Below are 26,443 nucleotides of genomic sequence, written 5' to 3' on the forward strand. Positions count from 1 at the left end.
GATTAATTTGTAACACCAAGCTCAATCCAGTCTGTTGACCAATTTCCAATTTCACCAAGTATAGGAGCCAACGCGGTTCCTTTTGGAGTAAGGGAGTACTCAATGCGTACTGGCATTTCTGGATATACGGTTCGCTCAATAATACCTTCGATTTCCATTTCTTTTAATCGGTCAGATAACACTTTACCACTTAGATTGGACAGACAGCTTTCTATTTCGCCAAAACGACGTGGACCTGGCATAAGCACGAAAACGATCAGCGCGACCCAACGTTTACTTAGCAAGTCTACCGCTTTTTCAAAGCGAGGACACATGTTGAAATCATTCATAATATCACCTCGACATTCATTATATCATAAACTTACATAAAGTAATTATGAATATTTAAAGATATATTATAACTTGACGAAGTTATATTACAATGATAAACTTACTTACAAATAGTTACTTATATTTTAACTAATATTCGATCCTTAAGTTTAGCTACTGCTAAGCATCGATGGACATTGAGGAAGGTGTACCCATGATTAAACCAGATATTATTTCTATCCTACAAAATAAAATTACTCGAATTCCTTTAGAAAACAGTACAAATATATTAGTTGGACCGATTACTTTACCCGTGAATTTAGACGGAGAGACTGTTACTTTTAAATGGTACAACTGGCTGAACACTACGGATGCAGAGCTTCTTGGTGATAATAGTAAAGCAACAGCCGCTTTGATTTCAAAGTTACCATCCATGAGCCTCGCAGATGGTCAGCAATCCAGTGTTTTAGTATATGGTGATTTCGAAGGCTCAGATGAAGCATTGATTCGGATGCATAGCATTTGTCATACCGGCGATATTTTTGGCAGCAAACGTTGTGATTGTGGCTTCCAACTGCATCAGTCCATGAAAATGATCGTAGAGCACGGTTCAGGTGCGTTATTCTATCTTGCTAACCATGAGGGTAGAGGCATTGGACTGTTTAGCAAATCTTTAGCGTATCTTTTACAAGAAGAAGGATACGATACAGTTGAGGCTAATTTAGAGCTGGGTTTTTCTGATGATTCAAGAAATTATGAAGAAGCGATTAGCGTTCTACAACATCTACGTCATAAACCAGTCACGTTAATTACGAACAATCCGAAGAAACTGGAAGCTCTCAAGACTGCAGGTATGAATGCTGTGAAAAGAGTACCGCTGTGGGGAGATGTATCTTCTTTTAACGAGAAATACTTACGCACCAAAGTGGCTCGTTCAGGACATTTAGAGGCAGTGAAAGAAGCGAATCCAATTGTAGGAAGACTGGCTAAGTAAAAATTGAGGTAGTGCTTTTGCACTTCTTCAATTATAATGGGTTACTGGAACCCAACTTTAAGCTTAGTGAGGTACAATATGACTGCTATTCAAGTACAAGACTTACGCAAAACATTCAAAGTACAAAAAAACCGCGAAGGTCTCAAAGGGGCCTTCGCTGATTTGTTTAAAAGGGAGTATACGGAAGTAACTGCTGTGAAGGATATTTCCTTTTCCATTCCCGAAGGTGAGATTTGTGGTTATATCGGCGAGAACGGTGCTGGGAAATCAACCACGATCAAAATGCTCACGGGCATTCTCGTACCCACTTCAGGAAATCTTACGGTGGGTGGTTATGTTCCTTATTTGGAGCGCGAGAAATTCGTGAAGAATATCGGTGTAGTGTTCGGGCAACGCAGCCAGCTATGGTGGGACATTGGGGTCATTGAATCCTTCCAGCTGCTGCGCAAGGTATACCGGGTATCTGAACAAGACTTCAAGAAACGGCTGGATGAATTGGTCGAACGATTGCAGTTGCAAGAACTACTGAATCGTCCTGTTCGTAAGCTCAGTCTCGGTCAGCGGATGCGTTGTGAATTAGTCGCAGCATTACTTCATAACCCTTCGATTGTATTTCTGGACGAGCCAACCATTGGTTTAGATATTGTGGTGAAGTCAGAGATCCGTGAATTCCTTAAAGATATGAACCGTGAGCATGGAACGACCATACTGTTGACTACACATGACCTGCAAGATATTGAAGCCCTTTGCTCGCGGGTGATTATGCTTGATGATGGTCGAATTATTTATGACGGCGGACTAGAAGATCTGAAACAGCGCTGGGGAACCGGACGTGAAGTTCAATTTCAATTCGGAAATGCAACGAAACGGCAATTACTTGAGCTTTGGACTGAAGGGATGCCGGTTACTTGGTCTGCAGACAACGATCTTGGAGCATCGGTTTGGATACCACTGGATATAAATGTATCCGATGTTTTGGGACGGGTAGTAGGGAAAGCCGACATTACTGATATCAAAATCATTGAGACGAATACGGACGATATTGTTCGCAGTATTTATCAATCCGGGTCTGCGGATAAACCAGAGAAACAAGCTGCCTCTCTGAAGGATGAAAGAGAGGCTTTACATGTCTGATAAGCTTAATGCTTCAACAGCTATGTCCTCGTCCTCAGGAGGTTCGTCTTCAGGTGGTCCTCCAGAGAATAGTCGTAGATTACTATTTGGGGCGTACTTAGATTTTATACGTATCCGGTTCCTTACCATGCTTGCTTATCGGATTAACTACTACTCAGGTATTCTTATCTATTCACTGAATATCGGGGTTAACTATTTCACGTGGATGGCCATCTATGGTAATGGGGATTCACTTGGTGGCTTTACCGCAACGCAAATGACGTCTTATGTCGCTGTTTCTTGGATGGCTCGTGCGTTTTATTTTAATAATCTAGATCGTGAGATCTCTACGGATATACGAGACGGAAGTATCGCTATCCAGTTTATAAGGCCTTATAACTATGTCTTAGTCAAAATGATGCAAGGACTCGGAGAGGGAATGTTCCGCTTCCTCTTGTTTATGATTCCGGGTATGGCTATAGCGATGTTGTTGTTCCCGGTTCAATTACCTACAGCACCATCTGCTTGGGCGGGTTTTCTTGTAATGCTCTTTTTCAGCTTTTTGATTAATTCACAGATCAATATTATTACTGGGCTCTCGGCTTTCTTTGTTGAGAATAATGAGGGCATGATGCGTATGAAGCGGGTAATTGTTGATCTGTTCTCTGGTCTGATCGTGCCGATCAGTCTGTTTCCTGACTGGCTATCTTCTATACTTAAGGTGCTGCCGTTTCAGGCGATTACTTACTTGCCAGGTTCTGTATTTACAGGACGGGTGCAAGGGGTTGGGATTTGGAATGTACTAGGGATACAGATCGTTTGGTTCCTGGCATTACTAATTCCAATTGTCTGGTTATATCATGCGGCGCGGCAGCGTCTCTTCGTGCAGGGAGGTTGAGGAAACGTGTATTACCTTGGATTATTAATTGAATACATTAAAAACTATATGAAGTCCCGGCTCACCTATCGCGCCGATTTTTGGGTAGAGGTCATATCAGATTTGCTCTTTCAGGCTACAAACTTTATCTTTATACTAGTAATTTTCATGCATACGGATAGCCTTGGCGGCTGGAATCAGAACGAAGTAGTGTTCGTCTATGGGTTCTTTATGGTGCCTTTTGGGGTGTTTAGTTGTTTTGTGAATCTATGGGGATTTAGTGAGCGTTATATCGTCAAAGGTGAGATGGACCGTATTTTGACACGTCCGGCGCATAATTTGTTCCAGATCTTCTTGGAAAATGTTGATCCACCAGCACTAATGGGCTCATTCATAGGTATTATTATTATGGCCATCAGTGGTAGTAATTTGGGTCTTCCCTTTGAATGGTGGACGATACCGGCTCTGATCATTCTTACATTAAGTGCCGTCGCCATCTATACTGGGATTTATACAACATTGACTTCGTTGTCTTTCTATTCCGATGCACCAACGGGTATTCTTCCTCTAATGTACAATATTCAGACCTATGGCCGTTATCCGGTAACGATTTACAATCGTGCTATTCAGGTACTTCTAACTTGGATTATCCCGTTTGCATTCGTCGGAGTCTATCCAGCAGCGCTCTTCCTGCAGCGTGAAGAAATGACGAGCCTGGCGCTGATGACACCTGTTGTAGGTGCGATATTCCTTGGGATTGGTCTGTTAGCTTGGAGTTATGGGGTTAGAAGATATAAGGGCGCGGGATCTTAAGCTAAGCTATTGTCTTGTTAAGTTGGAAAGGCTACCTTCGGGTAGTCTTTTTTTTCACTCCTAATTCATCAATATGCTAAAATCATTAATAACTAGTATGGGGAGGAATCATAGATGAATGTGTTAGATATTTTACCAGCACCCGAAAACTTAAAAAAACTCATGAAAATACTTGCTTCTCTAAATATTGTCCTATGTTCAGAGGAATGGCTTCGCTATCATAGTTTTGATTCTAAATCTGATAAGAATGTTTCTCTAGCATCGATCGATAATGGCTCAGGTGATAATTTGTTTATTATTTTTGCACCTCAAGGAACGATAATTAAAGGTTTTGATCATGAATCCGAAGTAAGTCCATATGCGCGCGACGAACATGAAGTTTGGCCAGGAATCTATGAAGAAGTCCCCACCTCACTATTGTCTATTCTTGAAGATGAGGCGATAGCTAAGGATGATGTTACTTTTTGTTTTTGGCGTGAAAATAATGACTTGACGTGGAAAAAGGGGAAGGTAGAGATTCCAGCGGGGACAGAAGATGGTTCGGACTTTTTGCTAGGGACTATTTTCCGCACAGCTGAGGATTTTGTGGAATTTGCCGAAGGTTATTTTGAACTCACACTCCCCTTAGAGGTTGTTGCACAAGTTTATGAGGGTGCAGCTATTACAAAAGAGATGATCAAAGCGTTAAATCCTGAAGGTGATATTGAGAAAATCCTTCAGGAATTAGCAGAGCTAGACTCTTAGGTAATTATCGATTTGAAAACAGAGAGGGATGCGAAATAAATGAAGGGCTGCCGATAGGCAGTCCTTTATTTTTTGATCGGAAGTATTTCTTAATGAGGAGCAAAAATAGGAAATAAAAACAGAATACTTTCTCTTTATCAAAGTTTTATTTACATATATCATTTTACTAAAGATACAAGTGAGAGGGATAAAACTTTACATAATTCAAGCGATCTTAATAACTCTCAAATCAATTTCGTGAGTGTGAGTTAGGTTCCAGAGTAGAGTATTTGGAGTGGAAGTTTTAAAATATTGTTTTTCAAAGAGGGGGCAGTTTATTATATGTTTGGAATTATGGCTATTTCCGGCCTGTCTTTTCTTCTAGTGGCGATATTTACGCCGTTGTTGATCTGGACACTGCACAGGCTGAGGCTAACGCAGCCAATTCGCTCAAAGTTACCTGCGGATCATCAGGCCAAACGTGGTACACCGCTTATGGCAGGGTTGGTCCTGCTTATCGGGATAGCGATCTCGTTACAGTTTCATCCCGGACCTCTAATGTTACTCTTATGCGTCACGTTTTTGTTGTTCAGCTCAGTCGGATTTCTCGATGATTTCAAAAAGGCTTTTTGGCAAAATCCGTCCGGCATCACCGGTCGCTCAAAGCTAGTGTTACAATTTATTTTTACTGGAACCATTTTGTATGTGTTGTTCCATTCGTTCGGCCTGACGAGCGATATTGGGTTATTTCAAGGGCACTATTTGCAATTGCCTTTGTACCTTTATGTCGGAATCATTTTGCTGTTTGTGGTGGGCTCCGCAAATGCCATCAATTTTACGGACGGTCTTGATGGGCTACTGATCAATGTAGCCATTCCAACGTATTTTTTCTTTTTTATGATTTCGGACAAACCTGAAGTGCAGACATTTTCCCTTGTCATGATTGGCTGTCTGCTGGGGCTGTTCCTTTACAATATTTACCCGGCAAGAGCGTTTATGGGCGATACAGGATCGCTGGCGATCGGTGGCTCTCTTTCCATTTTAGCTGTCATTGAGAAGGTCGAGCTTTTGATTCCGATTTTGTTTTTCGTCTATTTTGCGGAGCAGTTGTCGGTCATATTACAAGTTTGGTACTATAAACGAACTAAGCTGCGGCTGTTCCGAATGGCTCCGATTCATTACCATTTCAGCTTAAAATATGGATGGAGCGAAAACAAAATCGTGATTATATTCGGTTTCATTTCGTGGGTATCCGTACTGATTTGCTGGTTAATTTGGAAATATCTCATGCACTAAATAAATTTTGCATTTACAAATCTATAAAAGTAGATATAATAAAATGCATGGAACCTTTAGTGATATTTAAAGCTTTGTCTAACGAGACGCGTAGTCAGATTATGATGTGGTTAAAAACTCCAGAGGAATTCTTTGATGAGAAGCCTTATTTACAACAAGGCCTTAGTTTTCGAACTGGAATATGCGTGGGAGATATTCAAGCTAAAGCGGGACTTGCACAGTCTGTTATCTCGAGTTATTTGTTGACAATGCAAAAAGCTGGTTTGTTGGAATCTGAGCGAATTGGGAAGTGGACGTACTATCGTCGGAACGAGAAGACAATTCAGGAATTTTCCGAGTATATTAAACAGAAACTATAAATGAGAGGAGGGAAGACTTTTTTTTGATAATACATATCTACAAATCTGTATATGTGAATATAAATGGAGGATTATTTTAAAAATGAAAAAGATTAACCCGTTGCTTATCATTATTCTGGCTTTAGGTGTATTTGGTATTATCACTACGGAAATGGGAATTATAGGTGTTCTTCCGCAGATAACTCAAAAATTTAATATATCGACTTCACAGACTGGATGGCTTGTAAGTATATTTGCTTTAGTTGTTGCCATTTCTGGTCCATTTCTAACATTACTGGCTTCTGGTATTAATCGTAAAGTTATTCTATTAACGGCTGTACTAATTTTTGCAATTTCAAATGTTGTGTACGCTTATACAACAATGTTTGAAGTAATGCTGATTTTTCGTATTATCCCTGCTATTTTTCATCCTGTCTTTTTTTCAGTTGCTCTTGTGACCGCTGCTCAACTTGTCCCACCAGAAAAGAGTACTAAAGCAGTTACAAAGGTTTTCGCCGGAATCACAGTCGGGTTTGCTTTTGGTGTGCCTTTGACTTCTTATCTCGCGGACAAAATATCATTAGAAGTTGCTTTCCTGTTTGGTGCTGTTGTAAGTATAATTGCCTTTTTAGGGATACTCGCTTGGCTTCCTTCCATGCCTGTTAAAGAAAAAATGTCTTATGGCAAGCAGCTTGGTATACTACGCAAACCCCTATTGTGGTTAAATATTGTGACTGTTATTTTTATCTTTGCAGCTATGTTTTCTGTATATAGTTACTTCGCTGAGTATCTTGGTCAAGTAACACATATGAATGGATCATGGATTAGTATCATGTTGATGGCCTTTGGTATAGTCATGATTTTTGGGAATTTTATATTTGGGGGCCTTTTGCATAAAAGCATTCCAAAGACCGTCATCATGTTTCCTCTGCTATATGCGGTAACTTACCTCTTCGTTTATTATCTAGGATCTTATTTCATTCCGATGGTTATTATCATAATCATATGGGGGGCAGTGCATTCCGGCGGACTCATTGTCAGTCAAGCATGGTTAACGACCGAGGCAAAAGAAGCTCCCGAATTCGGTAACAGCTTGTTTATTTCATTTTCCAACCTTGGAATTACTATAGGTACTGCTATCGGTGGTTGGTTTATTTCTCATGAAGGAATACATCAACTCATCTGGATCGGAATTATGTTTTCCCTGCTTGCTTTCTTATCGATCATATTCAAAATAAAAATTTCTAACTTAAACGTAACAGAAGCTAAGCTGGGTGATTAACGGAGATTATGAATTTATTAAAACAGCGACAGCCATGTATCTTATTTTTCTGATACATAGCTGTCGTTGTTTTCTATATTAAGTATTACAAACTTGTGTTTTTTACTATTTTGATTTATTTTAATTAGACCCCATGAAGCTATTACATATGTATAAGAAAGAGGTTTAACCATGAGTAAAACGTATCTATTAAAAATCTGCTTAGCAATCACCCTCATACTCGGAACAGCTACCGCTTGCACTTTCGCCGAGCAGTCTACTTCAGATCAAGCTCAAGCTCAAGCTCCATCTCCATCTATAACAACAAGTCCTAGCCCTACTGCAAAGAATACACAAGAGGATAACAGACGTTTATTAGATGCTAAGGTAACACGGGTAGTTGATGGTGACACCATGAAGCTGACTATCGACGGTAAAAAAGAAACAGTACGCTTGCTACTAGTCGATACCCCTGAATCCGTTAATCCGAACATTCCTGAGCCACAGCCATTTTCGATAGAAGCCTCTGATTATGCCAAAAAGATGCTTACTAATAAAGATGTGCAAATTGAACTAGATGTATCAGAACGAGATAAATATGGTCGTCTACTCTGTTATCTCTATATCGATGGCAAAATGTTTAATGAGCTTCTGCTAGAGCAGGGTTATGCACGTGTGGCATATGTATTTGCACCTAATACGAAATACGTAGATCAATTTAGAGCTATACAGGATAAAGCAAGAGAGCAGGGAATCGGCATCTGGAGTATTGAAAATTACGCGCAAAACAATGGTTTTCATGTTCCAAAAACGAAATAAATATCAAGTAATCAGGATTTATAGAGCTACCATGAGGTAGCTTTTTTTATATTAGGGAGAACATACACAGAATGGATGTATTTGACAAGGCGATTCTTTAAATGGGATACTCTAGTAGTTGGTATTAGTATCAGGTTACAATTCGAGGAGGATTGCCCTTATGAAATACTTCATTATTACAGGGACTTCAAGAGGAATTGGAGAGTCAATAGCAGAACAATTAGTCTCTCCTGATCACTATCTGTTTTGTATCTCACGTGAAAGAAATGAGAGTTTAGTGAGCAAAAGTAGTAATATAACCTACTATGAGTTTGATTTGAATCACATTCATCTGATTGAATCTCTGATGGGGAGTATTTTCAATTCTATTGACGTATCAAAAGCGGAGGGAATCTACCTTATTAATAACGCTTCAATGATTGCTCCTGTCTCATTTATTGATACAGCTAGGGTTGATGAAATAATGGGAAATATAAATGTGAATTTATTAGCTCCCATTATACTAACCTCAATGTTTATAAAGCATACAAATGGTCATCTAATCGACAAAAGGATCTTAAATATATCATCCTCTTCTGCTAAAAATCATCATCCTGGCATGAGTCTGTATTCAGCAGCGAAAGCTGGACTAGATGTTTTTTCACAATGTGTGGGACTAGAACAGAATCACTCCAAAACACCAGTTGGAATTGTATCGATCTGGCCAGGAATGATTGATACCAATCTGCAAAAAGAGGCTAGAAGCCAGGATAAATCAACATTTCCATCAGCAGAGATATTTGAGGTGGTTAAGGATACTGGGATGCTCACAACAGCACAGGAAACAGCACAACAAATCATTGAGTTTTTGTTTAAGCCTAATTTTGAACACGGTGCAGTTGTGGATATTTATGATTACTCAAAACTTCAACAGCATTTAAGTATATAAACAGACTAAAATAACTACTTTTCGGAGTGTATTATGCGAGATATAGATTACAGCATTTATTATTGGCAGGATGATGATCGGATCTGGACTTACTGAAGATGAATTTCTGGAAAAGAACAAAAAAACAAGCCATTTAGGAAAAGGATGCTGTGTAATGAGCAATTATATTATGGAGCTAAGAAAACTAGTAGGTAGCAGGCCGCTTATTATGGCAGGAGCCTGTGTTTTGTTGTGTAGCGAGCAGCAATTACTATTACAACGTAGAACGGACAACGGTTGCTGGGGGTTGCCAGGTGGCTCGATGGAGCTTGGGGAGACTTTGGAAGAGGTTGCTAAAAGGGAACTTTTTGAGGAGACAGGTTTACAGGCCAAGGAGCTTGAATTGTTCGACATGTTTTCTGGACAAGAGCTTTATTACAAATATCCAAACGGTGATGAAGTTTATAATGTTGTAGCCGCTTATCTATGTACAGAATTTGACGGTGCGCTTAAAGAAGATGGAATTGAAGTGCAAGAAGTCCGTTTTTTTAATTATGGAGAATTGCCTAGCGAGTTATCACCTCCTGATGTTCCAGTCATTAAGAGATTTATGGATCATTTTATGAAGTAAGACCACATCTCACTTAAAGTGTCACCTTTCCCAGGGAACCATAATACGATGAAATATGAACCATGACATTAGCCCGGAAAGGTGTGCGATTATGAACGGAACAATCCTCAATTTCTTTGCTGGCGGGAATACGGCTCACGGCTTTTACAGCCTCTATGAGTCGTCATTGCAAAGTTTAACGCGTCTATATGTTTTAAAAGGAGGCCCAGGTACGGGGCAGACCAAACTGATTAGAGAAATTGGAGAGCAGTTGAATCAACAAGGTTATGAGATCTGGTTCATCCACACTGCATCAGATAACGATTCATTCGACGGTGTGATTATTCCCAAATTAAATATAGGAATTGTGGATGGAACAGCTCCGCGAGTAATAAACCCTGAACTGCCTGAAGAGTCCATCGTATTCGTAGATTTGGAGCAGGCTGCTGATCAGTTCCAGTTGTGCCAGCAGAAGTTGGAAATCGATAATTTAGTCGGAGCCATTAAACAAGAACATGAATTGGCTTATGCTGGCTTTGCTGAAGCTCTTCGCATTCATGACGAATGGGAAGCAATTTATATCGCGAAAATGGATTTTCAAGCAGCCGACGAGCTGACACAGGAGTATATTAAGCTTTTGTATGGTGATCAGAAATCTGAAAAATCCAGCCGGGTAGATCATCGTTTTTTAGGTGCGGCGACGCCTAAGGGGGCAGTGGATTTTGTTCCTAATCTAACCTCAGGCCTAAAAAGATATCTGGTTAAAGGACGTGCGGGCTCTGGAAAATCTACACTATTGAAGAAAATAGCGGCTGAAGGCATCAAACGTGGTTTCGATGTTGAGATTTACCACTGTGGATTCGATCCTAATAGCCTTGATATGATTATTGTGCGTGAGCTTGGCTTTGCTATTTTTGATAGTACGGCTCCACATGAGTACTACCCAGATCGGGCAACCGACGAGATCGTCGATATGTATTCCCGCTGTATACTGCCTGGTACAGATGAAGAATATTCCGAAGCTATAGCCGGCATTAAAGAGCGATATTCGAGTACCATGAAACAATCCACACAACATCTTACAGACGCAAAAGTATTCCTAGTTGCATTAAAGCAAATCTATACTTCTACCCTGAATTTTGATCGAGTAGACCAGATTAAATCGCAGATTTTAGAGGAAATCAACGAGATTGTTGAAAGTCCACTGGAGGTTTAAACCTACATTTAAGATCGCTCTCTAGAGGGCGGTCTTTTTTTTGTGAGAAAGAAATTGGTATGGTACATACGCACCAATGTGGTTATTTCCACTGGAACTGTATCCAAGTATGCTCTCTCTAGTAACAACGATAAGGGAGAGAAACTTATGAATGATCAAAAAGTAATGTTTAGAACAGGGCTAAAAGATTCTATCGCAATTGTTGCAGGATTTATCCCAGCTTGCTTTACGTTTGGATTGGTCGGTAAGGGGTTAGGTCTAGGAAGTCTGGAAGTATTCTTATTGTCAGCGCTCGTATTTGCGGGGGCAAGTCAATTTATCGGTGTAAAAATGCTTGCCGCAGGAGCCGCCGCTCCAGTGATTTTACTGCTTACTCTGATCATTAACTTCAGATATTTGTTTATCAGCTTATCCTTTGGAGGGCAGTTAAATCGTAACATCAGTGTACTAGCGAGAACTTGGATTGGCTTCAGTTTAACAGAAGAGGTATATGCCGTTAGTATGATCCCTCGAGAAGGAGTAAATCGTAAAACGGAGAATGAAAAAATGAACCAGCCATTAGGACTTCCTTATCTGCTAGGCCTACAAATCCCTCCCTATGTCGCTAACCTGATAGCAACAGCTTCGGGGATCACCCTTGCCTCCTATATCCCAGCTTTATATTTACCGGCGCTAAACACGTCATTATATGCCTTACTAATTGCACTTGTTGTACCTCAATTGAAAGGCAGCTTACGGAATATGGCTATATGTATATCAGCTGCAGGATCATCTTGGCTACTGAATCCTTTGCTGGGAAACTCTTCGATTCTTATAGCTATGTTGATCGGCATGGCAGTGGGCTCCTTAATTAAAGGGCAAGTCAAAGCGGAGAAGGGGGTATCCGTATGACTATATTAATCATCATAGGTATGGCTGTTATTACATTTTTATTTCGTTTTGTGCCTTTACTGCTTACGAACCATACAAATGGTTCTTCCAAAGTCCAAGCGCTACTGGAGTATTTGCCCATAGCGGTTCTTAGTGCGTTAACGGTGCCTGGAATCATTCAGGTAGACCCAGATGTTAATCTTGTGGGTATCGCATCAGGGACTGTCGCTGTTATACTGGTATTAATTAGAAAAATTCCGCTGCTCTTCGTGATTCTAGGCTCTGTTTCCGCAGCAATACTCGTAAAAATGCTAACCCTATATTTTTAAATCAAAAGTCGGAACAGAAGGGGAGGACCTCTTATGAAGCATGATTTGCTGATCACACTCGATAAAGAACGACAGATACCATTTAGCCGTCAAATTTACGAGCAAGTTCGAAATGCTATCCATTCAGGAGCTTTAAGCGGGGGGGACCCCCTGCCTCCGTCTAGAACTTTGGCCAATCAGCTTGGAGTATCCAGAAGCGTGGTCCTTCAATCCTATGAGCTACTACAGGCAGAAGGGTATCTGGAGATGAGAAAAGGGGCGGGAACGTTTATTGCGGAGTTGACGTTGGAGGAGAAAGTTACAAAAGATTATGAGAGCCCTTACAATTTTATAACGAAGGGACCTGATATCCTTACGCTTAATCCTCCTTCTACTAGAGAAGTTGATCATTTGAACCCGGTATTTTGCGATTTTCGACATGGTGTACCTGCTTGGGATGCGTTTCCTATGGATCAATGGCAAAAAGCTCTAATGAATGCTTGCCGCCGCGCTTCACCGGATACTTTAGGCTATGGCCCTGCGGAGGGTTCACTGGGACTACGCCGAGAAATTGCTCGTTTATTACGTTCCACGCGGTCTATGCCCGTTGTTCCAGAACAAATCGTGATTACTTCTGGAGCTACCCAAGCTCTTGATATTTTATCGAGGATTTTCTTATTTAAAGGTGATCAAGTCATTGTTGAAGATCCTTCACATAGCGTTGTGCGTGAAATATTTTCTTTTGCTGGGGTAGAGGTCATACCTGTTAAAGTAGATCAAGATGGCATCTGTGTGGAAGAGATCCAGTCAAACAGTGATAACGATAAAGAAGGTAATCTTAAAAAATCGCCAAAGCTAGTCTATGTTACGCCTTCTCACCAGTTTCCTTTTGGGACCACACTGTCCTTGAAACGAAGAGTTCAGCTGTTGGATTGGGCGAAAGCTAATCATGCTTTTATTATTGAAGACGATTATGACAGTGAATATAGGTACGAGGGTCCAAAATTATCCGCGCTTGCTGGTCTAGATGTTGAGGGTCGAGTCATTTATGTAGGCAGCTTTAGTAAAGTATTATTTCCTTCTCTGCGGATAGGTTATGTTGTGCTGCCTCCGGCTTTGCTTCAACCTTTTTTGGCCGTTAAATGGATTACAGATCGCATGTCTTCTGCTTTAGATCAGGAAGCGTTAGCTGAATTTATTCAGAATGGTCACTATGCAAGGCATGTTACACAGATGGGTAAGCTGTATGCCTCTCGTAGAGCCTGTCTCGTAAATAGCTTGAATACTGAATTTGGGAGTCGAGTGCGATATTATGGCGAGGAAGCGGGGCTGCACTTACTGATTGAGCTGGAGTCGGATGCCGAAGAGAATCGTATAGCTGAAGTGGCGCTCCGTTACGGAGTTCGTGTATATCCTGCATCCTCTTATTTTCTGGAGAGTAAACCTAAGGGACCTGTGTTTCTACTAGGCTATTCTAATCTTACTGAGAATCAGATTAAGATGGGTGTGAACAGATTGATGTTAGCCGAAGTAGAAGCGACAGTTAGTAGTAGTCATTTGTAATAGAAATGTTGGAACTTTATCATATAACTTGTATGTTCCCTCTATAGTTTCAGCCTACAGACATTCATAATAAAAGGTGAAGTTATTTCTAATTCTGGAGGTTCTTATGAAACGCTACATTTTAGGAATTGATCTCGGTGGAACGAATATCAAAGCAGGAATTTACGATTTCGATTTTATAGCTGTAAAAGAAATATCTACACCTACAGAGGCAGCTAAAGGTCCATCACATGTACTGGGACGGATTAGAGAAGCTGTTCGTCTGATTACGGTTGAAGCGGATATTTCGTTAGATTTAGTAGAAGGTATGGGAATCGGAGTACCCGGATTACTTGATCCGGTAGAGGGCATTTCTTTTTTCTCGCCAAATTTTCCGGGGTGGGAGCAAGTACATGTTGTTGACGAGATGAAGCAGTTTTATGATTTCCCTATTTTCATTGATAACGATGTAAGGGTTAATCTGTATGGAGAATGGCAGCAAGGTGCAGGCAGAGGTTATAACAATCTAGTTCTGATTACTTTGGGAACGGGTTTAGGATCGGGTATTGTGAACAACGGGAGAGTAATCTACGGCACGTCTTTTAGCGCTGGTGAAATTGGGCACATGAATATGTACAGGAACGGACGACCTTGTAAATGTGGGAGCTCGGGCTGCTTGGGACGATATGTCTCCGCGCTTGGCATGGTGAACACTTTTAAAGAGAAGCTGAAGGAAGGCCGAACCAGCATGATTCAGACCTGGACAAATAATCAAGAAGAGCAAATTACCGCGCTAATGATATCTGAAGCCTACGAACTCGGAGACGCTCTCTCTATGGAGGTCATGCAGGAGACAGGGACTATACTTGGCTTTGGATTAGCGAATGTAGTGAATATGCTCAACCCTGATCTTATTATTGTAGGTGGGGGGATGGCAGCAGCGGGCGATAAGTTGCTCCAAACTGTAAGAGAAACTGTAAGCCAGCATGCGTTGAAGCTATCCGGCAGTAAGTGTGAAATTGTTCAAGCAGAGCTTGGGAGTCGGGCCGGAACGATTGGAGCCGCCTCTTATGCATATAGTAAGCTTCATGAAGCAGATTAACTGAACGTTGTTTGTTATTTTTATTTTGACATAGAATGGAACCAGATGGAGCCGCCCGGAATACAACAGTAATAAAATCCGTGGAGGTGCTCTATGTTTGCAATCATGCAATTAATAGGTGGGGTGATCCTGTCTTTGGGATGGATTCCTCAAATAATTCAAATCCTCAAATCAAAATCCGTAGCCGATTTAAATTTGAAGTCGTATTTACTTATGCTGCTCGGAATTAGTCTAATGGAAGCATACGCGATAAGCTTGGCTGTTACGGGAGTAGGTTTAGCTTTTTTGATTACGAATACGATGTCCTTATGTGTTGTGTTGCTGGTTATTATTCTAGTGCTTAAATATCGAGCAAGATCATGATTGAAGTTAAGAAGGTAGGAAACGGAATGACGTACAGTTATCGAAAATCCACATTTACGGACTATGCCGCAATATGACAAGAACAAGATTTGTACTGGCTAGGAAATGTTATTGTTTCACCCGATTATAGAGGTAAGGGAGCCGCGGAGTATTTGATTCGACCATGCTTGCTGCTGCTAAAGAGGACTTACAGCTTCAAGAGTTACATTTAGTTTGTCATAATGTGAATACTAAAGGGATGTTATTATACTCCAGGTTAGGGTTTAAGCCGTATGAAATTGTCAAAAGAATAGGTCCTCATGAAACAATCATCGCCGGAATCTTTATGAAAATAGAGCTAACTTAGGTTAGTAAATGCGGAGGTACATTTGAGCGAAAAATATTTTACATACGAAATCGATGCAGTAACTTTTCAATTGCAAGAGCCTTGTGATTTTGCTTGGTTATCTAAACTTGGCAGGGTGTTCAAAGTGTTCGATCAGCAGGATTCGGGCAATCTTTCTTTTGGTGTGGAGAAGGAAGGTCAGAAGTATTTTGTGAAATTTGCTGGTGCAAAGCCTTTGACTTACGATGGGAACTCCTCGGATGCTATTGATAATTTGATTAAAGCTATTCCGTTGTATAATATGCTTGAATCTGAAACACTGATCTCTCTGGTGTCACATTTTGAAGTTGGAGAAGGATATGCAGCGGTGTTTGAATGGTTTGAAGGTGAATGTTTACATTCGCATTGGCTGTTTGCGGGAGAAGCTAAGTTGAGCCATCCGGAATCGCCTTTTTACCGCTATAAGCAACTATCTATTGAAAAACGTTTAGCGTCCTTAGACGTAATCTTTGCATTTCATGAACATGTTGAGTTGCAGGGCTATGTCGCTGTCGATTTTTACGATGGAAGTATTCTTTATAATTTCGCGAACGATGAAACAAGGATTTGTGATATTGATTTTTATAGAGCTAAGCCAACTGTAAATGACCTGGGAGAGAACTTCTGGGGCTCATCGAGATTCAAGTCACCAGAAGAGTTTATCTTGGGTGCACCGATTGATGAAGTTACCAATGTATTCAATATGGGCGCAACAGCATTTGTTCTTTTAGGAGGAGCCTCCGACCGGTCGTTTGCAAAATGGGAAGCAAGCCAAGCGCACTACGATATTGCTTTACGGGCGGTTAGCCTGGAGCGTGAGCAGCGGTTTCAGAGTGTAGCGGAATTTAAATTAGCTTGGGATAAAGCAGGAATTGTTTGAGGCGGGTGGGAAGTGAGAACTGCTTAAGCTGCAAGATAAGAATGATAGCCCTGCTATTGTCACATGATATGATTTATAAATAGAACAAGCAGGAGGGATTTCATTGAAAAGAGACATTCAGCATGTTCCCTACGGCTATGAGCCACCGGTTGAACAACGTAAAGGGACGTTAGTGTTTTACGATTCTTTTGAACATATAACAGATCAGGAACTTGTAATCGCGGCAAAAACGGCCACCGATCGGCGTTTCACTAAGCTAGTGCTATATCCGCTTCATGAAGAAACGGTGAGACGGATGACCAAAGAGCCGGTGAGCGCTTATTATAAGCGTGAGGACCGGCTGCATGAATGGAAGAGGGAGCAAGGACTTAGCTTCATCACGGTTGAGAGTTTGGAGGGAAAGCGAAAGAAATATACTCCGCTTGATTCCGCGCTTCGGCATCTTGCAGAAATCTATCCTTCGCCGATTTTTCTGTATCTAACACCTGAGGTGGCGAATCAGTTTGCGTCTTACTCCTCTTTTGAAGAATGGATTGTAAAGATCCGCTTATTGTTACCATCTGCACCTTCATCACTTCATCCAAGGCTACTAAAATTTCGCCATCGCTGGGATGTTGTTGGAGAAGAGAAAGATTAAGATTTAATGTGTGCTGCTCTGTTTACGTCTGTAATTGTACATTCTCCACTGATAATGGATAAAACATCCGATGCAAAAACCAAGTATCGCAACAGTGGCTGCCACTGCAACTAGCGCTGTGAAAATATAAGCAGCAATCGTCCACCCCGCGATGAAGCTGATCAGACCACCTGTGAGACAGAAGACAGCAATCGTTTGATTGAACTGTTGCTGTGACCAGTCTTCGAGTACATAGTGCGAACGTTCTTTTGTCAGAAACTTAGCAGCCAGTTTAATAATGGGATTATAGCCGAACAAGAGTCCGAGCAATCCGGCAAACAAGGGCAGCGCAAGAATCCAGTGCTGTCCTGTTAGCCATGTCAATATTACAGAAATGACGATAAACGCCTGATTAGTCTTTACTAATGGTCGTGGAATTCCTTTGGGCACGTCTTGCATTTTATTCACACCTTTCTTATTGGAATAATTATAGTATACGCTGAGGTTGAGGGAATGGGAAGTAGATTACTTTGAATTTAAGTAATTTATATGTTGACATATCTCTTAAAAATATGGTTTTATTATGTAGACCAATTGTTATAATGCAAAGGAAGTGTCAGCTTGTCGAACAAGCCGAATACGCGTGAGGCGATTCTGGACACCGCTTCGAAATTATTTTTTTCTCAGGGATATCATGCAACAGGACTAAATCAGATTATTAAAGACAGCGATTCACCGAAGGGATCTCTTTATTATTACTTCCCCCACGGTAAAGAAGAGCTGGCTTTAACATGCATTAACCGGACTAGTCTAACAGTCGCTCAGAAACTGAACTGTCATATGGAGAGCAGCAATAGTGCAGCTGAAGCAATGGAGGATTTTATTCTAGGCATGGCTATGGATGCAGTGGAATCTTCATTTGAGGGGATTGTTCCATTTAGTTTTTGGTTAGCGGCGGAGACCTCTTGTATTAGTGAGGAGCTGCGGACTGCATGTAAATCTGTGTTTATAGACTTGCAGGATGTGATCAAGAAACGCCTTCTGGAAGAAGGTGTGGAGAGCAACACTGCAGCCGATAAGGCTTCAGTAATAGTCTCATTATTTGAAGGAGCGCTTCTTCAGACGCTGACTTTACGGGATGAACAGCCGCTTCTCGCGGCGGCGAAGATTATCCCAGCAATACTTGGTTAGAGATAGACAATAGATAAGAACATCAGGGGGATTAAGAGTGGAAGCAACTATGCAAGGAAAGCAACAAAAGGAAGTAAAGAAGTTTAAAACCATTCCGATTCTAGTCTCTTTACTACTTGCAGGATTTATCGGAATGTTCAGTGAAACCGCACTGAATGTAGCTTTAAGTGATCTTATGAATGTCCTTCAAATTACTCCAGCAACAGCACAATGGTTGACGACGGCTTATCTGCTTACACTGGGAATTCTAGTACCGATTTCGGGTATGCTGCTTCAGTGGTTCTCGACTAGACAGTTGTTTGTTGCTGCATTATGTTTTTCAATACTTGGAACGTTTTTAGCTGCAGTATCACCTAGTTTTGAGTTCCTATTAACAGCGCGTGTGGTACAAGCAATGGGTACAGCGCTTCTTTTACCACTTATGTTCAATACGATCCTTATTATCATTGCTCCTGAAAAACGGGGTGCCGCGATGGGGATGATAGGGTTGGTTATCATGGTAGCACCAGCGATCGGTCCTACTATTGCCGGTCTTCTAATTGAAAGCCTTAGCTGGCACTGGATCTTCTGGCTGTCACTACCATTCCTGGTTATCGCATTGATATTCGGGATCCTCTTCATGCAGAATGTAACGAAGGTTACGAAGCCGAAGATCGACATCCTCTCCATAGTGTTATCATCAATCGGGTTTGGTGGAATCGTGTTTGGTTTCAGTAGCGCCGGTGAAGAAGCTGGTTGGGGAAGTCCAAAAGTAATCATAGCTATCGTAGTAGGTGTGGTATCACTCTTATTGTTCGGTTTGCGCCAAATGAAGATGAAGCAGCCTATGATTAATCTGCGAGCTTTTAAATATCCAATGTTCTCCATTGGTGTGGCTATGGTGTTTATTTGTATGATGGTTATCCTGTCATCCATGTTGATTCTTCCAATGTATCTTCAACAGGGTCAAGGGTATACAGCGTTCAAGGCAGGCTTGCTGCTACTTCCAGGAGGGATTATTAACGGATTGATGTCCCCAATCATGGGTCGACTGTTCGACAAATACGGTCCCAAATGGCTCGTTATTCCAGGCCTGATTATTGCAGCTACAGCTTTATGGTTCTTCTCCAGTATTACTGTAGCTTCTACGGTCGTATTCGTAATCGTACTTCACAGCACGCTTATGATTGGTGTGTCGATGGTATTTATGCCTGCACAAACCAACGGAATTAACCAGTTGCCGTTAGAATTATATCCAGATGGTACAGCGATCATGAATACATTGCAGCAGGTTGCTGGTGCGATCGGTACTGCATTAGCTGTCAGCATTATGTCCGCAGGTTCTAAGAGTTATTTGAAGACTGTGGCCGATCCAGCCGATCCAGCTAATATGTTGCCTGCATTCACGCAAGGTGTACAAAATGCATTTATTTTTGGAATGAGTATGGCGATTGTAGGTCTAATTCTTGCATTCTTCGTGAAAAGAGTAGTCGTTAATCATAAAATGAATACACCAATGCATTAATCATTAAATTTGTAAAATCCCCTTACGGTAGATAGTGGAGAAGGTTCATGTACGTATGAACATACCACTGTTAATCGGAGGGGATTTTTTAAATCATAACAAGAAAGAGGGACCTCTCCCCGGTAGAATACCGAGAAGCGTCCGCCACCTAACTTCTTTTTAAGAAAAATGCTGGGCTATATTAGTCAGATACTCTTCTTCATCTGTATTTTCTTTCATATGAATGAGCATTTTTGCATCTTCTCCAACAATGTACCGGAATTGACTTGTCCCATCAGTGGCGGCTTGATATATTGTTTCCGCAACAATTTCTGGAGGCGAAGCATAGGTGGGTTGTTTTTCCATCTCACCCAATTTACCCAAAAATGCAGTAGTAAAGGGTTTATAATCCGTTAATGTATCATTAAAAAAGAACTCCATCGATCTTCCACCAAAGTCCGTCTGAATAGCACCTGGTTCAATTAACTTAACTTTAATGTTCTGTGATGCTAATTCATAAGATACGGATTCAGAAAAACCTTCTACGGCGAACTTCGTTGAATGATACAGAGACATTGTAGGAAAGGTTACTTTTCCACCCATAGAAGAGATATTGATTAGCAAACCATCTTGATTAGATCTAAAATGTGGCAATATGGCTTTAGTCATACTGATAAGACCAAACACGTTCACTTCAAACTGCCTTCTGATCTGCTCATCTGTAGCTACTTCTATAAGACCCATTGTTCCATAACCAGCATTATTGAGAAGAACGTCAATTTTACCGAACCGCTTAATCGCTTCCGCTAACGCAGGTTGAATTGTATCTGATTTCTCAACATCAAGCTGTAAAACCAATACATTATCAAGTGTAATAAGTTCACTTTCTTGTTCAGGGGAACGCATCGTGGCTACGACGTTCCATCCTCTTTCAGCAAAATGTTTTGCTGTAATTCTCCCAATGCCAGACGAAGCACCCGTTATAAAAATTGTTTTCATTAACAATTCCTCCTAAAAGTTTTCTGAGCGTTACATCTTCACTTGGTACGTACAAAACTTACTTCGTAAGCACTAACTGCTCCATGTTTGACAACCCTTCGGCAATGATTTTGAGCTTTGCTTTATATTCTTCAATGCCAATTTGGATACAGATGATCTGTGCTGGATGCATTTCATCTTTATAAAGTGAATACTGCTCAAGTAACTGATCTAACTTATGTTGTGATTCCTCCTGTACCTGCTTCAACCAAAGAATAACCTTGTCATACCCAACAAATTCACCAAAGTATAGCCTCATCATAAAATCAGATTTCTTAATACTGTCAGCCTCTAGTGGGGCTAGCAAATAGGCGTTAAAACTATCTCTTCCTTTATCCGTGATGTTTAAAAGATTCTTATTAGGCTTACCTTCCTGCTGCACATTTTCCTTAGTTATCAAACCCTCCTTTTCCATGCGAGCAAGTGTGGGATAAATCGTTCCATAACTAGAACTATAGAAATTAGAGAATACATCCTCCAATAACTTTTTTATTTCGTAACCAGTCTTCGATTCTTTCATAAGCATGCCTAAAATAACATCCTGACTGTTCAAAATAGCACCTCCTTGTTGTTTAGAAATATTTGTATATCATGCTTATAATATATCGGTTAGATATATATTGTGTCAATATATATTGAATAAATATATCTGTTTTATTTTTTTTAGGATATTCATTTGTCAAAATCATTGTGTCTAATCCTGATAAATAAGGTGAGGAACATAAAACTCCAGATTGCTAATGTAGTTTTTTACGTACTAAAACTGTGGGAACTTTACATACATAGATTTACGATGTATAGTTGTCCTAGGTATACAAGAATAAAAAATATTCGTGATATTCAGATATATTAGTCACTGGAGTTATTTAGAGATCAGGAGGTGTAGACCATTGAAAGTAAGTAAAGAAATGCTGAAAGGCAGTACGGGTACGTTGATTCTGACTCTTTTATTGGAGAAACCATTATATGGTTATGAGCTGATCAAAGAGCTGGAGCTGAGATCAGAGGGTGTTTTTTCTTTGAAAGAAGGAACCTTGTATCCGATTCTGCATGCGATGGAAAGCGAACGTTGGGTGGAAGCCTACTGGATGGAGGTAGACGGAAGAAAGCGTAAGTACTATAGATTATTGGATGACGGTAAAGAGAAGCTCAAGGAGAAAAGGGCAGAATGGGTTATGTTCAAAGGTGCAGTTGATTCTGTTCTGGGAGAGGGGGGTGTATGATGAAAGAGAGGCAGCAGCAATTTTTGGACGAAGTATGTGCAGAGATTAAAGCGAAAAAAACTCATCCAGAGATACGCCAAGAATTAGCTAGTCATCTAGAAGATTTGATCTGTGAAAAAGAAGCGACCGGCATGCCCCGGGATGAAGCAATAGCTTGGGCAATCGCACAAATGGGGAACCCGCAAACGTTAGGGAAGGAACTTCACCAAATACATAAACCACGAGTTCCTTGGGGATTGTTTGGAGTTATTGCTTTGTTGTCCGCGATTAGTTTAATCGGAATGGGCTCAGTGGATGCTGGCTATAGTGATATTGTTAAAGGTTCTTTTTTAGATAATGCGCTTAGACGGCAGTCCATAAATATACTCATTGGGATTGTATTGATGTTTGGATTGTATTTCATTGATTTCAGAAGATTAAAGGGACTTTCATGGGTGTTATATGGATTATCTATAACAGGAATTTTAACAAGTATGTTCTGGGGAGTAACAGTAAATGGAATTAATTATGGTCCTTCTATATTTAACATTTTACCTGACATGACATCCTATCGTCCTTTTATGCTGATTGTCGCGCTAGTAGGGATTCTAGTAAATAGTAGGGAAGCAGCTATCAAGAAAACTTGGCGAAGTGGGCTGTTCGAAGTAGGTATTTTGTTACTCCCCGCTTTGTTGCTTATCTCTTTAAACGCTCTTCCAGAGTTAGTGTTGTATCTTGTCTCCTCACTAGTACTGTATTTATGGATTATTCGCGATTGGTTAAAGAGCGTCGTGTTGTTAGGGTTCTTTTTAATAGCTGGACTACTTTTTATTATAAATAGTGAATACTTACTGGCTAGATTCATAAATGCTATAAATCCATCTTTAGATCCAGAAGGTTATGGATATATTTATCAAGTCATGCGTGAAGTGATTAGCTCAGCTGGTTGGTGGGGTCACGGATTCGGATCAGTAGAACAAAAGCTGCCGTATGTCTACTCCGATATGTTGCCAGTCTATCTTATCCATTGCTTTGGTTGGGCGGGTGGATTGCTTCTGGTAGCTGTTATAACCTGGCTTTTCATTAAGCTTCTTTCAACGATACGAGCGATTCGTGAACCTTACGGACAGGCACTTGTTGTTGGCTTAGCATTTTTTCTTGCCATAAGATTTGCCTATGGTCTTGCTGTTTTGAGTGGGGGAATGATGCTGACCTCAATTCCATTTCCTTTCCTCAGCTATGGGAGTCATGTGTGGTTTGAATATGCTGCGATTGGACTTTTGATGGGCATTTATCGTAGGAAGGATATTGAAGGCGTCCAAGATAATACTGTGCTGGATTAGATTCAGGATCTTCCCGTATGTCTAAATATTAAGTACAATTACATATATGGCAAAAGGGAGGTCATCTATTGAACTGGAAAAAATCCGGCTTGTTAAGTATTGCTATAGCCCTTGGTTCAGTGACAGGATTCAGTACTTTGGGTATAGAGCCAGTATCTGCCGCAACGGCAACGGAATCTGCAGGCGTTTATAATCAATTCCAGCAGTATGTACAGAAGTCGACATCTCTTGCTAACGCACGTAATTATTTAATTAACCATATCAAAGAAGTGGATACCTGGGCAGCGACTCAGATGACACTTCAGCTCGAGAATGCACAGAAGGCACATTTATCTGTATACTCAGAAAAGGTTTTTCCGGACAAGATGCAGAAAGAGATAAACAGTGCTTTTTCCAAAAGCAAAAATCTAACCTATACCTCACTCTTTAATACGATCAAAGATGCCAACGTACGCAATGTGTTAATTGAAGGCCGGGATAAGGGATATAAGCTGGAGACCAGTGAGGGCATGTACTATCCGGTGATGCATTATGAGGGATTTAAGATCTTTAAGCCGTATATTACGAAGGACATCGCAGCTTATATTGACATCATGGCCACCGAATCTAATCAACCGAGTGTATCTGATGCAGCGATTGTAATCAGTTGGACCGAGTTAACGAATAGAGCGCTTGCAATAGAGGATTTTGTGACGAAATATCCTGCTTCTAACCGTTCAACCGTTCTTCAAAAAGAACTTCTCATTGCAACGTCCCGCTTATTGTATGGAACAAGTAATACACCTGCATATGACTATGATGAGCAAGTTATCAAACCAGAAGTAAAAAAGGCGTATGAGAATGCACTGAAAAACAGCAAAGTTGATACTAGAATTCTTTCGATTTTAGAAAAGCTACTACAATTACTTAATTCTACGAATAATAAATTCACTCCTGTAATAGAAAAATTTCTAGTTGAAACCGTAAACTCGTAATTATTAGAGTATGTAAAGACAACATCTGAGAAGAGGCTGGATTAATTGAGAATAGGATCAAAAGGAATAAGAATCGCTGTTTTCGCAGTCGTGCTGTTGTTGTGGACAAACAGTATGTTTATGGGTAGTGCTGATGCTGCTTATGTCGGCTCTTCAACAGACTCTGTGCTGCAGCAAATGCATATGGAGAAGAAGAACCATTTACCGCAAGGTTTTGTCTATCTGGATGAAGTGATTCCAACGGCACAATATGAGATTCGATATTACGGAGATAATAATTTTGTGGGGAAGCGGATTGATGGCTACAAGGCGCCTTTAGCGATATTCTCGCGGACAGCGGCAACAGCTTTGAAGGCTGTAAGTGAGGATTTAGCGGACAAAGGGTATATTCTTAAAATTTATGATGCTTATCGTCCGCAGACGGCGGTGAATCATTTTGTAAGATGGTCACAGAATGCCGTCGATACTAAAATGAAACAGCAATATTATCCGCGACTGGATAAACGTAATCTATTTAAACTTGGTTTTATAGCTAAAAAATCAGGCCATTCCAGAGGTAGCACCGTCGATTTAACGATCGTAAATAAAGAAACGGGAGCTGAAGTAGATATGGGAAGCCCTTTTGATTTTTTCGGAGACATCTCCTATTACGATACGCCCTTAATCAACAAGACTCAGAAAGCAAATCGGGCGATCCTCAAAGAGGCGATGGTAAAACAGGGATTTAAACCTTACAGCAAAGAATGGTGGCATTTTACGTTGATCAAGGAACCTTATCCTAAACAATATTTTGACTTCAAGGTGGAATAACCTAGAACTTGAATGTCCATGTAAGAAGCGATTCACTTTTTTTGTTGAGCTTTACTACCATTAGGATTAGCAGATGCTGGAAACGCACATAATACTAATAGTCAAAAAAAGGGAGGTTTCGAACGGATGAACAAAATCGCGGTTGTTGTAGTGTTAAGTGTACTGTTATTGGTAAATGGATTTGGAGGAACTACCTCTTCTACGGCTTGGGCAGATGCTAGTGAAGTAAAGGTGGTTTTGAATGGTCAGGTTCTGAAATCAGATCAATATTCAGCGTATCCAAACGGTTCTACGGTCATGCTACCCCTTAGAGAGGCATCAAGCGTCTTGAAATATCAAACCACTTATCAAAAAAGTACGGACACCATTACATTAAACGGAGTCAAACAAAAGATTGAATATAAAGTAGGAAACGACTATATTACCATTAATGATAAAGAGAAAAGAGACTTTAAGGATAATGTTGTGTTTAGGAAGGAACACTTATATGTTCCGCTCTCTTTTTTCACTAGTGTAGGACTGGTAACCTCTTATAATGCTGAAGCTAATCTAGTGGAAGTTTATGCGCCTGAGGTTACAGCAAGTGTGATAGCGGGACTGCTGAGCACTGGACAATTTCAAGAGTTAGAGAATCGATTCTTTAGTGATGAAATGAAGCGTTCGCTTTCCACTACGGGTTTACAGAAATATTGGGCTGATTTTACTGCACGAGCTGGTACTTACCATGGGATAAAGTCTACTGAAAGTATTCAAAAAGAAGATCAAATGTCAATACAATGTGTACTTGGCTTTGCTGTAACGGATGCGTCCCTTGAGTTTGTTCTCAATAAGTCTGGTAAGATTGTTGAATTAAAAGGAAACCTTCCTTCCATTTAATCTTGAGAATAATAAAGATTTAGGTTTAGAACAACAGGCTATGTGTGCGTCCCTTAAGAAGAGATTTCTTCTTGGAGCCATGCATAGCCTTTTTTGTGTTTCAATAAACATACTGAGATGAACGTAAATGCAATGTATTTTTATTGTAAAAAAGGGTTTTATTTGTTGACTTTCACATTCATCGAAGGTAAATTAAAATTTGAAA

General features: G+C 40.5%; 30 protein-coding genes. 26 read left to right on the plus strand and 4 right to left on the minus strand.

Features of this window, described 5'->3' with window-relative positions; all coding sequences use genetic code 11:
- Positions 1-2: 2 nt before the first annotated feature.
- Complete coding sequence (locus NYE25_RS03480) at positions 3-329, minus strand: winged helix-turn-helix transcriptional regulator (RefSeq protein ID WP_042127276.1); 327 nt, start codon at positions 327-329, stop codon at positions 3-5.
- Positions 330-523: 194 nt separating this feature from the next.
- Here NYE25_RS03480 and NYE25_RS03485 point away from each other — a divergent pair, with 194 nt between their 5' ends.
- From NYE25_RS03485 to NYE25_RS03575, 19 genes are all read left to right on the plus strand, one after another.
- Complete coding sequence (locus NYE25_RS03485) at positions 524-1,303, plus strand: GTP cyclohydrolase II (RefSeq protein ID WP_341145121.1); 780 nt, start codon at positions 524-526, stop codon at positions 1,301-1,303.
- A gap of 78 nt (positions 1,304-1,381) precedes the next feature.
- Positions 1,382-2,437 carry an ABC transporter ATP-binding protein gene (locus NYE25_RS03490; RefSeq protein WP_341145122.1) on the plus strand — a complete coding sequence of 352 codons (1,056 nt, stop codon included), beginning with the start codon at positions 1,382-1,384 and terminating at the stop codon, positions 2,435-2,437.
- Positions 2,438-2,564: 127 nt separating this feature from the next.
- Positions 2,565-3,314 carry an ABC transporter permease gene (locus NYE25_RS03495; RefSeq protein ID WP_042193809.1) on the plus strand — a complete coding sequence of 250 codons (750 nt, stop codon included), beginning with the start codon at positions 2,565-2,567 and terminating at the stop codon, positions 3,312-3,314.
- Positions 3,315-3,362: 48 nt separating this feature from the next.
- On the plus strand, positions 3,363-4,106 hold the full coding sequence (locus tag NYE25_RS03500) for an ABC transporter permease (RefSeq protein ID WP_179085851.1): 744 nt from the start codon (positions 3,363-3,365) through the stop codon (positions 4,104-4,106).
- 114 nt (positions 4,107-4,220) lie between these two features.
- Positions 4,221-4,850, plus strand: a complete 630-nt coding sequence (locus NYE25_RS03505) for a hypothetical protein (RefSeq protein ID WP_341145123.1) — start codon at positions 4,221-4,223, stop codon at positions 4,848-4,850.
- A gap of 321 nt (positions 4,851-5,171) precedes the next feature.
- Complete coding sequence (gene mraY, locus NYE25_RS03510) at positions 5,172-6,125, plus strand: phospho-N-acetylmuramoyl-pentapeptide-transferase (protein ID WP_341145124.1); 954 nt, start codon at positions 5,172-5,174, stop codon at positions 6,123-6,125.
- Between the two features lie 47 nt (positions 6,126-6,172).
- Positions 6,173-6,484, plus strand: coding sequence for an ArsR/SmtB family transcription factor (locus NYE25_RS03515; protein WP_060624147.1), 312 nt, complete (start codon positions 6,173-6,175; stop codon positions 6,482-6,484).
- 82 nt (positions 6,485-6,566) lie between these two features.
- Positions 6,567-7,745, plus strand: coding sequence for an MFS transporter (locus NYE25_RS03520; protein ID WP_341145125.1), 1,179 nt, complete (start codon positions 6,567-6,569; stop codon positions 7,743-7,745).
- 171 nt (positions 7,746-7,916) lie between these two features.
- Complete coding sequence (locus tag NYE25_RS03525) at positions 7,917-8,543, plus strand: thermonuclease family protein (protein ID WP_341145126.1); 627 nt, start codon at positions 7,917-7,919, stop codon at positions 8,541-8,543.
- Between the two features lie 160 nt (positions 8,544-8,703).
- Positions 8,704-9,471, plus strand: coding sequence for a (S)-benzoin forming benzil reductase (locus tag NYE25_RS03530; protein ID WP_341054427.1), 768 nt, complete (start codon positions 8,704-8,706; stop codon positions 9,469-9,471).
- Positions 9,472-9,625: 154 nt separating this feature from the next.
- Positions 9,626-10,081 (plus strand): NUDIX hydrolase, encoded by a 456-nt coding sequence (locus NYE25_RS03535; protein ID WP_341145127.1) that lies wholly within the window; start codon positions 9,626-9,628, stop codon positions 10,079-10,081.
- Between the two features lie 91 nt (positions 10,082-10,172).
- On the plus strand, positions 10,173-11,276 hold the full coding sequence (locus tag NYE25_RS03540; RefSeq protein WP_076298901.1) for a PRK06851 family protein: 1,104 nt from the start codon (positions 10,173-10,175) through the stop codon (positions 11,274-11,276).
- Between the two features lie 42 nt (positions 11,277-11,318).
- Positions 11,319-12,167 carry an AzlC family ABC transporter permease gene (locus NYE25_RS03545; RefSeq protein WP_341145128.1) on the plus strand — a complete coding sequence of 283 codons (849 nt, stop codon included), beginning with the start codon at positions 11,319-11,321 and terminating at the stop codon, positions 12,165-12,167.
- Complete coding sequence (locus tag NYE25_RS03550) at positions 12,164-12,475, plus strand: AzlD domain-containing protein (protein WP_042187788.1); 312 nt, start codon at positions 12,164-12,166, stop codon at positions 12,473-12,475. Before NYE25_RS03545 ends, NYE25_RS03550 begins: the two co-directional genes overlap by 4 nt.
- A gap of 33 nt (positions 12,476-12,508) precedes the next feature.
- Positions 12,509-14,017 carry a MocR-like pyridoxine biosynthesis transcription factor PdxR gene (pdxR, locus tag NYE25_RS03555; protein WP_341145129.1) on the plus strand — a complete coding sequence of 503 codons (1,509 nt, stop codon included), beginning with the start codon at positions 12,509-12,511 and terminating at the stop codon, positions 14,015-14,017.
- A gap of 106 nt (positions 14,018-14,123) precedes the next feature.
- Complete coding sequence (locus NYE25_RS03560; protein WP_341145130.1) at positions 14,124-15,098, plus strand: ROK family protein; 975 nt, start codon at positions 14,124-14,126, stop codon at positions 15,096-15,098.
- Positions 15,099-15,191: 93 nt separating this feature from the next.
- A complete protein-coding gene (locus tag NYE25_RS03565) occupies positions 15,192-15,461 on the plus strand; it encodes a PQ-loop domain-containing transporter (RefSeq protein WP_076286400.1) in 270 nt (89 codons plus the stop codon).
- A 368-nt stretch (positions 15,462-15,829) separates the two neighbouring features.
- Entirely contained in the window at positions 15,830-16,705 is an 876-nt protein-coding gene (locus NYE25_RS03570) for a serine/threonine protein kinase (protein ID WP_341145131.1), read from the plus strand.
- Positions 16,706-16,808: 103 nt separating this feature from the next.
- Positions 16,809-17,342: a hypothetical protein gene (locus NYE25_RS03575; RefSeq protein WP_042187799.1), complete on the plus strand. Its 534-nt coding sequence runs from the start codon at positions 16,809-16,811 to the stop codon at positions 17,340-17,342.
- Between the two features lie 3 nt (positions 17,343-17,345).
- On the opposite strand, the gene NYE25_RS03580 is transcribed toward NYE25_RS03575, so the two are convergent.
- Positions 17,346-17,780 carry a DUF4395 domain-containing protein gene (locus NYE25_RS03580; RefSeq protein ID WP_076298904.1) on the minus strand — a complete coding sequence of 145 codons (435 nt, stop codon included), beginning with the start codon at positions 17,778-17,780 and terminating at the stop codon, positions 17,346-17,348.
- Positions 17,781-17,942: 162 nt separating this feature from the next.
- On the opposite strand from NYE25_RS03580, the gene NYE25_RS03585 reads away from it, so the two are divergent.
- Together NYE25_RS03585 and NYE25_RS03590 are read left to right on the plus strand one after the other, a co-directional pair.
- Positions 17,943-18,512, plus strand: a complete 570-nt coding sequence (locus tag NYE25_RS03585; RefSeq protein WP_076298905.1) for a TetR/AcrR family transcriptional regulator — start codon at positions 17,943-17,945, stop codon at positions 18,510-18,512.
- 49 nt (positions 18,513-18,561) lie between these two features.
- The gene (locus NYE25_RS03590) at positions 18,562-20,016 is read left to right on the plus strand and encodes a DHA2 family efflux MFS transporter permease subunit (protein WP_042193817.1); all 1,455 of its coding nucleotides are present in this window, start codon (positions 18,562-18,564) and stop codon (positions 20,014-20,016) included.
- Positions 20,017-20,175: 159 nt separating this feature from the next.
- Here NYE25_RS03590 and NYE25_RS03595 read toward each other — a convergent pair whose 3' ends face one another.
- Both NYE25_RS03595 and NYE25_RS03600 read right to left on the minus strand, forming a co-directional pair.
- Positions 20,176-20,994 (minus strand): SDR family oxidoreductase, encoded by an 819-nt coding sequence (locus NYE25_RS03595; RefSeq protein WP_076298906.1) that lies wholly within the window; start codon positions 20,992-20,994, stop codon positions 20,176-20,178.
- Between the two features lie 58 nt (positions 20,995-21,052).
- The gene (locus NYE25_RS03600; protein WP_076298907.1) at positions 21,053-21,586 is read right to left on the minus strand and encodes a PadR family transcriptional regulator; all 534 of its coding nucleotides are present in this window, start codon (positions 21,584-21,586) and stop codon (positions 21,053-21,055) included.
- A gap of 337 nt (positions 21,587-21,923) precedes the next feature.
- Here NYE25_RS03600 and NYE25_RS03605 point away from each other — a divergent pair, with 337 nt between their 5' ends.
- The 5 genes from NYE25_RS03605 (at position 21,924) to NYE25_RS03625 (ending at position 26,238) form a co-directional block, all read left to right on the plus strand.
- Positions 21,924-22,256 (plus strand): PadR family transcriptional regulator, encoded by a 333-nt coding sequence (locus NYE25_RS03605; protein ID WP_076298908.1) that lies wholly within the window; start codon positions 21,924-21,926, stop codon positions 22,254-22,256.
- A complete protein-coding gene (locus tag NYE25_RS03610; protein ID WP_081382797.1) occupies positions 22,253-23,578 on the plus strand; it encodes an FtsW/RodA/SpoVE family cell cycle protein in 1,326 nt (441 codons plus the stop codon). Before NYE25_RS03605 ends, NYE25_RS03610 begins: the two co-directional genes overlap by 4 nt.
- A gap of 68 nt (positions 23,579-23,646) precedes the next feature.
- Positions 23,647-24,552: a hypothetical protein gene (locus NYE25_RS03615; protein ID WP_076298910.1), complete on the plus strand. Its 906-nt coding sequence runs from the start codon at positions 23,647-23,649 to the stop codon at positions 24,550-24,552.
- 45 nt (positions 24,553-24,597) lie between these two features.
- Positions 24,598-25,362 carry a M15 family metallopeptidase gene (locus NYE25_RS03620; protein ID WP_218641855.1) on the plus strand — a complete coding sequence of 255 codons (765 nt, stop codon included), beginning with the start codon at positions 24,598-24,600 and terminating at the stop codon, positions 25,360-25,362.
- Between the two features lie 126 nt (positions 25,363-25,488).
- On the plus strand, positions 25,489-26,238 hold the full coding sequence (locus NYE25_RS03625) for a stalk domain-containing protein (protein ID WP_076286390.1): 750 nt from the start codon (positions 25,489-25,491) through the stop codon (positions 26,236-26,238).
- Positions 26,239-26,443 lie beyond the last annotated feature (205 nt).

Source organism: Paenibacillus sp. FSL E2-8871 (genome assembly GCF_038000345.1).
GTDB lineage: Bacteria > Bacillota > Bacilli > Paenibacillales > Paenibacillaceae > Paenibacillus_AQ.